Origin of the sequence: Pseudobutyrivibrio xylanivorans DSM 14809 (assembly GCF_900141825.1) — a bacterium.
GTDB lineage: Bacteria > Bacillota > Clostridia > Lachnospirales > Lachnospiraceae > Pseudobutyrivibrio > Pseudobutyrivibrio xylanivorans.
Genome location: NZ_FQYQ01000030.1, coordinates 18,774 through 30,981, shown reverse-complemented (window position 1 = coordinate 30,981; position 12,208 = coordinate 18,774). Strand labels below are relative to the sequence as shown.

Here is a 12,208-nt window from a genome sequence, read left to right as displayed (position 1 = left end):
AGCTGATATGTGATAATCAAGCAGGGGTGAAAATAGGGATGTGGCAGAGCCACACTACATATTTGGAACTGGGACAATTATTTATATAAAAAAATACAGATAGATTATCAATTTTACTATCTAAAGGTAAATATATTGATATAGGTAGTAAGAAAAAATGGGAGTTTTACTACCTGAAAAGATTTTGCTTATAGAGGTAGTAGTTTTTGATTTATAAACTACTATCTGTGTTGATAATATCCCCTGAGGTAGTAAAAAGTTACTACCTGTGTTCATTTCTTGTATATAGGTAGTAGAATATCTAAAAAAATTTACTACCTTATCAAATTAGTAGGTCTCAGGTAGTAAATGTAATGGGCTTTGCCACAGTCCTATTTTTTTTGAGCTTGTTCGCCTAGTATCTGCCAAAAGAGGCGCTGTCAAGAGGCGGCGAAGCCGAGCCGGCAGGCCTTGCACTTGACTGGGAGTCTTGGCAGATAAAATGGACAAAGCTCAAATAAAAAGAGGTTTAGCCATAGACTAAACCTCTGCGATAAACTTATCTTTAATTCACTTCTCCAATTTTATTCTAGCAAATTTTTAAATACCTTAATAATTCTAGATTCCCCTTTGTGGTTCCACTCGAATATTACATCGCTGCCAGCTATAGGCTTCTGTGACAGGTCTGATAGAATTCTTGCAGGGATGAGAAATTCCCAATATCTCACCTGACAGATATCTCCATCTACAATCCAAGCTCTGGTATAAAATACCGCTCCAACGATTTTCCCATCCAGCTCTGCTACATGGCTAATCTCAGGAATATAATCCTCTGATTCTCTGACAATGCGAATCAGATAATGTTCTGAAGCTCCTGGATAATACTTGTTCCAAAAGCTACGCATCGCCATAAGTTCTGTATTGTAATAATCTTCAGTTTTTTCTTCCCTGATAATCAAATTCTTAATCAAATCCTGCCCTCCTTTACATTTCCCAAAACTCAGGGACTTCTCGTAGTATCTCGTCAGCAGGAAGGATAGTGGCTTTTTCTATAGGCATGCCAGTCTTTTCAAGATAATATTTGACCAGATAATATCCTGTGGCATAGCCTGCACAGTATGGTAATCCTACCTTTGGAAACTGGCGCATTTCCGCCATTTCATCACCGTAGAGATATGAGGTAATGTTGTCAAAACCTGTCACCTCCAGACCATCATGGATGATTTCCTTGATAAGTGGCATCAGTTCCATGTCTGTTTTTGTGACCCATGGCCCAAGGTGCTCTTTGCCAAAAATTGTAGTGGCATAATTTTCCGCCAAACCTTCACTTACAATCATCTCGGCCACATTTACATCGTTGGTCCATTTGATAAACTGATAGCGCACATTGTGATTGGTTTCGTGAGCAAGAGCCACTGGAAGTCGCTTTATATTTTCCTCGGTAGGTATAAGCCAACCCATGATAAATCCTGGGATTCCGCCATCCCCACAGTAGCCATCATTCATGATTGTGTATGGACTTTTTGGATCTGCCAAGAGAATTGAAAAGGTATATTCTTCTGTCTTCAGGTCGATTCCATTATCGTAAAAACGAATTAAGGCTTTCTCGATAGAATCCTGACAGGCAGCCCACATATCATCATTTGCCAAATCATTTATCTGCTCTTCGTAACTTCCATCTATGTCCGATGGAGATGCCAAACCAAACATTCTATTTGCCATTATTATGTCGTAACCACCTGGGTATTTAGGTGTCATTGGGATGTGATAAATATCCCATTTTCCCTTAAAGGGCATCATCATATCATAGCGGTAAATATCATCCTTTTTGTCCTGCTCTGCCAACATAATCTTCCTATAAATGTCTGGCGAGTATACTCTGTTAACTTTCATTTTGTCCTCGATTTCTAGTAATTATTGTTATCAGTTACAGTATTAAAATTTGTTTTTCTTATAGGCCTTGGCCCACTTGGAAATTTCTTTTTTCTTGGCATAATTTTTTGTATTTTCCTGACCAAGATTTTGATAAAGCTGGAATCTTTCCAGCGATAGTTCTCCATTTTCTATAGCAGCCTTTATAGCACAACCAGGCTCTGTATCATGTCTGCAGTTGCTGAATTTACATCTGCTTTCAAGCTCGATAATATCTGAGAAAGTGCTGTCAATTCCATCCTCTACCATTGCCATTCCAAGCTCACGCATTCCAGGAGTGTCGATAATAGAAACTCCATTTTCTAGCTCAATTAACTGTCTGTGTGTTGTAGTGTGTCGACCCGTATCATCAGATTCTCTGATAGCAGAAGTCTTCATAATTTCTTCCCCTGTAATAGCATTGAGAAGTGTTGATTTTCCTGCTCCGGAAGAACCCATCAGGCAGATTGTTTTGCCTGGCTGAAGGTATTCTTCCAGCTCATCCATGCCAATGTCATATATGGCTGATATAGCATGAACTCGCACATCTTCTGCAATTGTTTCCACCTCACGAATGTAACGTCCCACGTTGTTGCAAAGGTCAGACTTCGTAAGAATCACTATAGGAGTGGCGCCGCCCTGAAGAACCATGCTGACATACCTTGCTATTCTGTTGTAACTGTAATCGTCATTCAAAGATGTGACTATGAATACATAATCTACATTTGCAACCATGTACTGCATGACACCAGTTTTTGCCTGATCTGGTCGCTGCAAAATGCTCTTTCTTTCCTGTACTGACTTTATCATGGAATCTCCCGAAGGATTGTAGTCAAATCTTACATAATCTCCTACTACTGGCAACTTATCAGCGCTTTCCTCATAGAATAATCCTTTAAGTTTGGCAGGTATATCTTGCCCCTGAAACTTAATTCTAAAGCTGTTCTTCTGAACCTCAGAAATTCGTCCGAGCATTTCATTGTTAGTAATCTTTTCGTTAGTATTTAAATTATTCATTTCTTTGTCTCCTGTTATTTTCAAAATACAAATACGCATGGAGACCTGTATGGAAAATGCCTGAAAAAAGGCAAAAGAAAACCGTGACAAAATGCCACGGTTGAAAGTCATATTAATAAATTAAAATCTAGGAACCGAGGTCTTCATACGATATTCAGTTACAATCTCTGTCTTCATGACACGCATTAAATTTACCTCGCTTTCTTTTAGATTTTTATAGTACTTTTAGATTATTGCACATACAATTCAAAAAGGCAACAATTATTTTGTTTTGGTCAAATAGTGTCTAGTGCTCTGTGCTTGCTTCAAAGGTACTCCTTGCTCTATCCGTAGAAATCACACAATCTATAGCCAAGACTACTGCAAGCACAAGCGCCTCATCTGCATCATCTCTGATTTCTAGTTCGTAGCTGTCGCCCCAGGAAATCCACGCTTTATGGATTCTAACTATCTCACCTTTAGCATCTGAAATAGTGTAATCGTGCTCAAAGAAATTGCCACTTACTTCCCAGCCAAGACCATCTACGACATACTTAGGCTTAAGTAATGTAAACTTTTTGTTAACTACAGCCACCTGCTGCCCATTAACAAACACCAAAAACTGTGGCAGTAACACAATGAGCTTCTGCTTGACGAGGGCTACTTCATTCCCCATCATATCCCTGATATGGAGTCGCTTTCCTCGAATAAGTACAAAATCGCCCTCTACCTGATAGCAGTCCTCTTCTGCCTCATTCTTTACTGTGAATCTATCAACAATGGAGAATACCTTCTGTTTCATGTACAGTTTTCTCATGTCTTAACCCTCCAACTAGTAATCTATTTTTGCTTCACCTGCTTAATCTTCCCACCCACAATAGCTATGATGGCCACTATGAGAAATAGACCTGTATAATTAACAAAAATATCATGGTAAGCACTCTTAGCAAGCGGCTCTATAAACTGAGATACCCACACAGTAAAAAATGCTATTTACAATGGTGCCCACTGTGTAAATCACACAGTAGATAAAGACACTTTCCCTAAGCCAGCTGTTCCATACTTTTTTCATGTTGTAAATTCCCCCTAAATTCAATTATATACTAGTTCAAGTATAACTGAGACTTGCATTGAAACCAAGTAATATAAAATGCGCATATGTCCCACCATATCGACCAGCCTTTGAAACAATGCCAATAGCATTAACGCTTTCTATCCACTTTGTTGGCGACATTGTAAATGCGTGCAGACCTGCCTCGCTTCTAAACCCGTCGAATTCGACGGGTTTAAAATCCGGATTATGAAGACTTTCCCATGTTTATCTCTCCTATCTTTTAAGTTTTTAAACTTATCGAAATCGATAAGTTTAAAATACAAAATCCTAATGTATCTAAACCGTATGTAAATGCACACGGTTAAAACTATAAATCTTCTAGTTTCGTCAGCTCCCCCAGCTTCTTAGCATACGTCAGCAACCTCTTTTGGGCATCCTCATTTAAGCCTTCATATTCCATTAAAAGCTGTTTCCCTTTATAATCCACCTTAGCCTCTTTAACCTCATCTTCATCTATTCCTTTCCCAGTAAGAAGAGCTTCAGGTGTTACCTCTAACACTCTACATATATCCATAATCTTATCAGCTGAAGGTGTATGACCTTTTGTCTTCCAATCACTTATAGTGCTAGGAGCAATACCAGCTGCCTTGCCAAACGCATTTTGGCTTAACCCACGTTCTTTTATAAGAAAAAAAATTCTTTCTGTAATTGTCATTGTAACTATCCGCCTTTCCGAATTGTACAAATTCGTCATCACGTATATATTATCATAAGTATTCATATTTGAACACTTAAAAAAGATTTAAAAAATAGAGGTCACAAATTGTGACCTCAAAAGTTTTTCCTATTTCATTGTGTAATTACAGTTCTACCAATAATTTCGGCTTTCTTCCAAGTTAATTAAAGCATCCAGCAATTGTACCTGCAGTTCTGACTTAGACAAGCTTTTTACATATTTCTCCAAATCTTTATAATGTTCCAGCTCTCTTTGTTCTTCCTCAGCTTCCCATTGCTCTACCTCTACTAAAAAATCTTCTTTAGCTTGAGGTTCTGCAGTAAAATATACAGCAATCATATGCTTACATATCACTCTTCTACCAGCTGCAAATGGACATGTACATGTGGATTTTCTTGGATGCTCTTTATCAATATGAACATCATAAACTTTATTATCACTTCCTGAAACCCGTCCTTGATATCCTGCAAAACCTTCTTTTTTCAATGAAACTACTTTCTTGTTTTCGCAATAATCAACACCCCGCCAAAGGGATTTATCACTAGCCAATTCTACTAATCCCATACAATAATCCCCAATTATTTTCTAGTCAATGCACAAATCGATTCACAATGATATGTTCCTGGGAACATGTCCACGCCGGCAAGACGTGTTACCTTGTAGCCGCGAGCGAGGAACACCTCCAAATCGCGGGCAAGGCTGGTTGGCTTGCAAGAAATGTAGACAAGTGAATCTACACCGTAATCGATAATCTTATCGAGAGCCTTTGGATGGATACCATCACGTGGTGGATCAAGGATGATATAATCTGGCTTCTCAGTGATATCATCGAGAACCTTAAGTACATCACCTGCGATGAAATCGCAATTCTCAAGTCCGTTGAGCTTGGCATTATCCTTTGCTGCCTCTACTGCCTCTGCGATAATTTCTACACCAGTAACGTGCTTAGCTGCAGGTGCGATAACCTGAGCGATAGTACCTGTGCCTGAATAAAGGTCATAAACCTCTGCTCCGTCTGCACCAGACGCAATGAAATCACGTGCTGTGCTGTAGAGCACCTCGGCACCAAGTGAATTAGTCTGGAAGAATGAGAATGGAGTGATTGTAAAAGAAAGTCCTAAAATCTCCTCCTTGAACCAATCCTGACCATAGAGGATTTCTGTACCCTCATCGCAGACAACATCTGCTTCTCTATCATTCTTTGTATGAAGGATTCCTGTAAGCTTTCCTTCCCAATCAGGACAATTAATAAGTGCCTGCTTCCATCCTTCTAAAAGAGCTATCTCATAGATAGATGAAATCTGTGTACTTGTAACCAAATCAACAAGAATCTCACCCGTCTTTGCAGCCTTGCGAACAAGGAGATGACGAAGATAACCCTCATGTGTATTCTTGCGATAATATGGCTGCTTTGAATGAGCAAAATAATCCAATGTTATAGTAAGAACTCGGCGCATATCTGCATCGATAATCTTACAACCATCTACTGTAACAACATCATAGAAGCTGCCCTTCTTGTGCATACCAAGAGTAAGAGGACCATCCTTCACCTCATCGCCAAAAGAGAACTCCATTTTATTTCTATATTCAAACTGCTTTGGGCTGGCCTTAATGCCTTCGTATGTGGCATTCCAAACATCCTCACCAATTACAGGAGCCATAAGGTCATGAATCATCCCCTCTTTAATCTTAAGCTGCTCCTCATATGGAAGAGACTGGTATGTACAGCCACCACACTTGCCATAGTGAACACATGCTGGCTCTGCCATCTCAAGTGCTGATGGCTCATCCACTGAAAGCAGATTGCCCTGTGCCTTTTCCTTGGAAGATTTCTTCACACGAACAGACACAGTCTGACCTGGAAGAACACCCTTTACACGAAGGCGGTCTCCCTCAGCTGTCTCCACAATGCCCTTGTTGGGGAAATTTACTTTTATAACTTTACCCTGTACGATTTCTCCACGTTTCATAAATACCTCTTATAACTTTTTAAGTTTCGCGAAAGATGCGAACATCTTCTTCACACCGACACCATCGAACTCTACTGTAACCTCGTAATCTCGGCCCTCGTCGATGATATCTTTAACTGTTCCTTCTTTAAATTTGATATGGCTGACGCGGTCGCCGATACCATAATCCAATTCACTCTTCTCAATCTTAGTGCCATTCTTATTAGCAACTGCTGTTGTAGAGCTGCCTACAGAATATCTGCTGGCGCTGTAGCTGCCCTTACCTGTGCCGGCTGTAGAGCCTGCTGTACCGTAGCTTGTAGAAGCTGCAAATGGCTTTCCAAAACCTGATGGCTTCTGATAAACAGAGTACTCTCCAATAGGTGTGCTGCTATAATCATCCATTGGCTTGGGTTCCCAAAGATTGCCCTTCACAAGCTCCTCTGGAATCTCCTTTACGAAGCGGGAAATCTTATGGAATGCAGTCTCGCCTCGAACCATTCTCATGCGTGCTGCAGTCATAGTCAGATGCTCTCTGGCACGGGTGATACCTACATATGCCAGACGTCGCTCTTCCTCAAGCTCTGAATCTGCTCCGCCACCATCAAAAATAGCTGCCTGGCCTGGGAACAATCCGTCCTCCATGCCGGCCATATATACACGAGGGAACTCCAATCCCTTTGCACCATGGAGTGTCATGAGCACAACGTAATTGTCGCTTTCCTCGTAGCTGTCTATATCTGCAACAAGCGCTACATCCTCTAAGAATCCTGAAAGTGTAGGCTCCTCTCCATCATCTCTTGCATCCTTCTCATAGGCAACAGCCTTAGTAAGGAGCTCATCGATATTTTCGATACGAGCCTTTGCCTCATCTGTACCTTCAGCTTTCAGCTCTGCCACATAATCTGTCTGATCCAAAATCTCCTCCACAAGAGCTGAAACGGATTCTTCCTGAGCAATCTGACGAAGCTTTTCAATCAGACTGGTAAAGCCCTGAATCTTTGTAGCTGCCTTTCCAATAGATGGCACCTCTTCGCAATGAAGCAATGCCTCATAGAAATTCAGGCCTCGTTCTCTGGCAAAATCAGAAACCTTAGTGATAGTGGTAGCACCAATTCCACGCTTTGGAATATTGATAATACGCTGAACAGCAATATCGTCACTGCCATTATCAACAGTCTTTAAATATGCAAGAACGTCCTTGATTTCCTTACGGCTATAGAAATTAACACCGCCTACAATCTTATAAGGGATGCCCTCATAAATCATTTTTTCTTCTATAAGACGTGACTGTGCATTGGTACGATAAAGCACTGCGCAATCCTTATAATCTGCTTCGCCTTTACGAACCAAGGCTCCAATATTACTAGCTATAAAGCTAGCCTCTTCATAAGCACTGTCAAACTGCTGGAACTGGATTTTATCTCCATCCTCAGCCTCTGTCCAAAGGGCCTTTTCCTTACGTCCCTCGTTATTAGCAATAACTGAATTAGCCGCCTCCAAAATGTTACCAGTAGAACGATAATTCTGTTCCAGCTTAATAACGTGAGCTGCAGGGAAGTGCTGCTCAAAATTCAAAATATTATAAATATCCGCACCACGGAACTTGTAGATAGACTGATCGTCATCACCTACAACGCAAAGATTCTGCGCACCACCTGTGAGTAGACGAACAAGCTCAAACTGAGCCGCATTGGTATCCTGATACTCGTCTACCATGATGTATTTGAACTTATCATTATAGTAAGCACGAACGTCTCCATCTAAACGAAGGAGCTCTACAGTCTTCATAATCAAATCATCAAAATCGAATGCATTATTCTGGCGAAGACGAGCCTGATACTCACGGTAAACAGTAGCCTGACGGGACATATTAAAATCTCCCATGGCACGATTAGTAAATTCTTCTGGACCAATCAATTTATTCTTAGCATCGGAAATAACATTTAAAAATGTGCGCTCCTTAAACTGCTTTGTATCTATCTGAAGATATTTGCAAACCTCTTTCATAAGGGTCTTGCAATCGTCTGTATCGTAAATAGTAAAATTGCTGCTGTAGCCCTGTCCAAGATTCTCGCAGAAACGGCGGAGAATACGAACACAGCTGGCATGAAAGGTAGCTACCCAAACACCATCTGAGCCGAAGCCTACGATATTATCTATACGCTCCCTCATCTCTCTGGCAGCCTTATTAGTAAAGGTGATGGCCATGATGTTGTAAGGCATAACTCCCTGCTCTATTAAATAAGCAACGCGGTGTGTGAGCACTCTTGTCTTTCCGGAACCAGCACCCGCCAAAATAAGCACAGGTCCTTCGGTTGTGACTACACCCTCTCGCTGCTTGTCATTCAAAAAATCTAAATTCATAACAAAACTATCCTTACATTTATGATTATTTTCGAAACTTTGTTCTACAATTCTAACATAGAAACATATTTGCTTCTACCTAATAATCACTTTTCTTTTGGTTTTTCTTTGGAACTATTGTCTGCCTTTTCCTCATCTTCACGACGATTGGAAATATACTGTTCAATCATCATTTTCTTAACAAATACATCAAATGAAAGCAGGCAAATGAAGGTGAAATCCTGAAGTACATCCTTGCTTTCCTCATCTTGATCAATAAAGGCTTCACGACTCATGTTGTACTTCTTGATAATGTCCTTTGTAACTTCCTTGGCAACCTTGCGCTCGTAGCCTACCATGTCGCTATAAATATCAAAGAACGACAGACCTTCACTGTCCCCATAATACTTGTCGTTGATTGGATCCAAAATACTTTTGATATCCTTCAATCCTAAGAAATTTTTGAAGTAATATATGAAGATCAGATTCAGCATGTGCTCTCTGGAATATTTCTTTTTCTCAGGAGGTGGCATAAGCTGATTCTTGGTATAATTGTTTATCATAGTCTTAGTCATTGCCTTGTCTTCTGTGGCCTCACGAACTGTTCCTAGCTCCTGATCCAAAAATGTCAGCACCTGATCCATATATAAATCAATATTTGGAATATCAGCAGGATGAACATAGTCTATCTCAGCCAGCTGATGAAGAATTTCGTTAAGTCGTTTTCTAGAATTATCCATACGTTTCCCCTTATACAAAAAATAAGATGTAGTTACGAGAACTACATCTTACATATTATCATCATTATCATATTATTAAAAGCCAAATCAAATAACATTTACCTTCGCTTCGGCAGAGAGTTCACTCTTTCCAGCCACGAATGCTTTTAGCCTAATTTCGCCTCTTTCTTCAGGTTTTACGATAGCAAGTGCCTCGCCAAAATATGTGTCGCAGGTGTCTGACAGATAACTTTTGGTATAAAACGGGCACCCACTTCCAAGGCCCAAAAGCTTACCGCCTTCAACCTCAACCTCTATTTCTTCTCTCGCCAAAGGATTGAGTATACCATCCTTATCGCAGAATCTAAGTCTAATATAGGCAAGTCCATTATCTGCGGAGATTTCTTTTTGCTCTGGCTCCGCCACAAGGATTGTATCTGACTGTGCTGTCACAAGTGATGTTCTATGAGACTCATTGCCTGATGCATCATAAGCGATAGCCATCAATTCTCCTGGTTCATACTTCACATCAAACTTTACTCTGCAATCATCTTTTCTCTTTTTTCGTCCAAGACTCTTGCCGTTCAAAAGAAGCTCTATCTCCTCATCTCTTGAATAAACTTCAACGGTTGTATCCATACCCTCGCAGCCATGCCAGGTCCACGATTGCATTGCATTAGTCATTTTCCAAGCTGATGGAGAATGTTTTTTCTTAGCATATTTAACTGGTATTACACCAATTGCAATATCCTTTTGCTCAAACGCAACCATAGTATAATCTGCCTCAGAAAGAGACTTCCCTGTTAAATCCACCCTGCCTGAACCAGCTGAAACCCAACCAATTCCGTGATTAAAATCCGGTGCATAATCACTGTATTCCATTGCACCTACACCTGTTTCACCCAGATAATCCATTCCAGCCCAAACAAAATCACCTATAATTCTAGGCTCTTTCTTTGCAATCTCATAGAATTTATAAGCGTCCGAGCAAAATGTCTCACTACCTAAAATCAAACGCTTAGGATACTTCTTTAAATCCTTTTTATATCTGTTGATACCATAGTTATAGCCAGCAAAATCCATGTTAGCAAAAGCACCTTTAGTTTTAAGGTCGCATGGATAAAGTGTGGCGCCAAACTTCATAAAATCTGCTCCGAGAAGCCCTGCAAGATTGTTGAAGAACTCACTTCCCACAGCCTTTTTCTTAGATGAATTCTTAACCTCTGCCTCAGCTTTCTTATCAGAATATACTCCAAATCCCATCGAGAAAAGGAAATTGAAGAATATATTAACACCACAAGAAACTGGACGAGAGTTGTCAAGACTGTGAAGATAATTAGTCATCTCTCCAGTAAACTTGATTCCACGTTCCTGCGAAGTCTCAGCTACCTCATTTCCTGTAGAATACATTATTACACTTGGATGATTGTAGTCCTTGTCCACCAAAGCCTTTAAGTCAGTCTTGTAGTTCTCTTCCACTTTGCCAGCATAATCATTCTTGGTTTTGTGAATATACCAGCAATCCACGTACTCATCCATCATCAGTACACCCATTTCATCGCAGGCTCTAAGCATTGCTTCTGAACATGGATTATGAGCACTTCTGATGGCGTTATAACCATTTTCTTTCATGAGACGGACCTTGCGATATTCTGCAAAATCATGCGCAGCTGCACCAAGTAATCCATTATCGTGATGTATGCAGGCTCCTCTAAGAATCACTCGCTTACCATTTATTGCGAAGCCAACCTTCTCATTGTATTCGATAGTCCTGATACCGATTCGCTCTGTCCACTCATCCTCACCAAATGAAACCTTGATATCATAAAGCTTTGGATTTTCCGGCGACCAAAGAATGGCATCCTTGCACTCCAGTTCCAGAGTAGCATGACCGTATGCATCAGCAATTGCCACACCTGTTACAGCAAGCTCGGGTATAGCTACAGCCACATTCCCTGCTCCAGTTGTAGATACTCTCACACTAATCCTTGCAGGTGAAATAGCTACTGTATCAATCTTAATTCCATTGATTTTAATATGCTCCTGTGGCAACTGGTATAGCCAGACTGGTCGATAAATACCTGTGCCGGAATACCAACGGCTGTTTGGCTGGTCAGAGTTAATTGCTTCCACACGAATCTCATTGTCTTCTCCGTATTTTAAAAGCTCTGTCACATCAACATAAAATCCGCTGTAACCGTAATCCTGAAATGCAGCCTTCCTTCCATTTACAAAAACCGAAGCTTTATGATACACACTCTCGAAATAGATTATATTCACCTTTTCTTTCCACTCTATCGGCACAAAAAGGCTCTTCTCATAAGTGTAATCCTTTGGAACAATCCATCCCAGATTAACGCCAGTTACGCTATCTTCTGACTTTTCATCCAAGAGCATTGCATCATAAGGCACATCAACTTTTATTGCGTTATCTCTTTTTCCAGTTTCATAAACTAACCAATTGTCATTTAAGCATTTTTTAATCATAATTCTTCTCTTTCCTAAAAAGCCTGGAAAC

General features: G+C 40.3%; 12 protein-coding genes and 1 pseudogene. All 13 read right to left on the bottom strand.

Features of this window, described 5'->3' with window-relative positions; genetic code table 11:
• Window positions 1–563 precede the first annotated feature (563 nt).
• Window positions 564–950, bottom strand: a complete 387-nt coding sequence (locus tag BUA88_RS14365) for a hypothetical protein (protein ID WP_072919204.1) — start codon at window positions 948–950, stop codon at window positions 564–566.
• Between the two features lie 13 nt (window positions 951–963).
• Entirely contained in the window at window positions 964–1,872 is a 909-nt protein-coding gene (locus BUA88_RS14360; protein WP_072919203.1) for a DUF2268 domain-containing putative Zn-dependent protease, read from the bottom strand.
• A 42-nt stretch (window positions 1,873–1,914) separates the two neighbouring features.
• Window positions 1,915–2,907 (bottom strand): ribosome small subunit-dependent GTPase A, encoded by a 993-nt coding sequence (rsgA, locus tag BUA88_RS14355; RefSeq protein ID WP_159430905.1) that lies wholly within the window; start codon window positions 2,905–2,907, stop codon window positions 1,915–1,917.
• A 286-nt stretch (window positions 2,908–3,193) separates the two neighbouring features.
• Window positions 3,194–3,703 carry an LURP-one-related/scramblase family protein gene (locus BUA88_RS14350; protein ID WP_072919200.1) on the bottom strand — a complete coding sequence of 170 codons (510 nt, stop codon included), beginning with the start codon at window positions 3,701–3,703 and terminating at the stop codon, window positions 3,194–3,196.
• Window positions 3,704–3,726: 23 nt separating this feature from the next.
• Window positions 3,727–3,864, bottom strand: a complete 138-nt coding sequence (locus BUA88_RS16780; protein ID WP_408633814.1) for a DUF6608 family protein — start codon at window positions 3,862–3,864, stop codon at window positions 3,727–3,729.
• On the bottom strand, window positions 3,830–3,958 hold the full coding sequence (locus BUA88_RS16775) for a DUF6608 family protein (RefSeq protein ID WP_408633813.1): 129 nt from the start codon (window positions 3,956–3,958) through the stop codon (window positions 3,830–3,832). The genes BUA88_RS16780 and BUA88_RS16775 overlap by 35 nt, the downstream gene beginning before the upstream one ends.
• A 78-nt stretch (window positions 3,959–4,036) precedes the next feature.
• Window positions 4,037–4,201, bottom strand: a pseudogene (locus BUA88_RS16745) (KilA-N domain-containing protein); the annotation flags it as partial.
• 106 nt (window positions 4,202–4,307) lie between these two features.
• Window positions 4,308–4,655 carry a helix-turn-helix domain-containing protein gene (locus tag BUA88_RS14340; protein WP_072919198.1) on the bottom strand — a complete coding sequence of 116 codons (348 nt, stop codon included), beginning with the start codon at window positions 4,653–4,655 and terminating at the stop codon, window positions 4,308–4,310.
• Window positions 4,656–4,808: 153 nt separating this feature from the next.
• Window positions 4,809–5,240, bottom strand: a complete 432-nt coding sequence (locus BUA88_RS14335; protein ID WP_072919195.1) for an SWIM zinc finger family protein — start codon at window positions 5,238–5,240, stop codon at window positions 4,809–4,811.
• Between the two features lie 14 nt (window positions 5,241–5,254).
• Complete coding sequence (gene rlmD / locus BUA88_RS14330) at window positions 5,255–6,646, bottom strand: 23S rRNA (uracil(1939)-C(5))-methyltransferase RlmD (RefSeq protein WP_072919192.1); 1,392 nt, start codon at window positions 6,644–6,646, stop codon at window positions 5,255–5,257.
• Between the two features lie 9 nt (window positions 6,647–6,655).
• Window positions 6,656–8,992, bottom strand: coding sequence for an ATP-dependent helicase (locus BUA88_RS14325; RefSeq protein WP_072919189.1), 2,337 nt, complete (start codon window positions 8,990–8,992; stop codon window positions 6,656–6,658).
• Between the two features lie 86 nt (window positions 8,993–9,078).
• Window positions 9,079–9,711, bottom strand: a complete 633-nt coding sequence (locus tag BUA88_RS14320) for a DUF1836 domain-containing protein (RefSeq protein WP_072919187.1) — start codon at window positions 9,709–9,711, stop codon at window positions 9,079–9,081.
• Window positions 9,712–9,798: 87 nt separating this feature from the next.
• The gene (locus BUA88_RS14315) at window positions 9,799–12,177 is read right to left on the bottom strand and encodes a glycoside hydrolase family 2 TIM barrel-domain containing protein (protein WP_083572548.1); all 2,379 of its coding nucleotides are present in this window, start codon (window positions 12,175–12,177) and stop codon (window positions 9,799–9,801) included.
• Between the last annotated feature and the right edge of the window lie 31 nt (window positions 12,178–12,208).

Coding starts and splice junctions, on each gene's coding strand:
- BUA88_RS14350 (WP_072919200.1), bottom strand. CDS start 3,703: ATGAGAAAACTGTACATGAAACAGAAGGTATTCTCCATTGTTGATAGA.
- BUA88_RS14360 (WP_072919203.1), bottom strand. CDS start 1,872: ATGAAAGTTAACAGAGTATACTCGCCAGACATTTATAGGAAGATTATG.
- BUA88_RS14340 (WP_072919198.1), bottom strand. CDS start 4,655: ATGACAATTACAGAAAGAATTTTTTTTCTTATAAAAGAACGTGGGTTA.
- rsgA (WP_159430905.1), bottom strand. CDS start 2,907: ATGAATAATTTAAATACTAACGAAAAGATTACTAACAATGAAATGCTC.
- BUA88_RS16775 (WP_408633813.1), bottom strand. CDS start 3,958: ATGAAAAAAGTATGGAACAGCTGGCTTAGGGAAAGTGTCTTTATCTAC.
- BUA88_RS14325 (WP_072919189.1), bottom strand. CDS start 8,992: ATGAATTTAGATTTTTTGAATGACAAGCAGCGAGAGGGTGTAGTCACA.
- BUA88_RS14335 (WP_072919195.1), bottom strand. CDS start 5,240: ATGGGATTAGTAGAATTGGCTAGTGATAAATCCCTTTGGCGGGGTGTT.
- BUA88_RS14320 (WP_072919187.1), bottom strand. CDS start 9,711: ATGGATAATTCTAGAAAACGACTTAACGAAATTCTTCATCAGCTGGCT.
- rlmD (WP_072919192.1), bottom strand. CDS start 6,646: ATGAAACGTGGAGAAATCGTACAGGGTAAAGTTATAAAAGTAAATTTC.
- BUA88_RS14315 (WP_083572548.1), bottom strand. CDS start 12,177: ATGATTAAAAAATGCTTAAATGACAATTGGTTAGTTTATGAAACTGGA.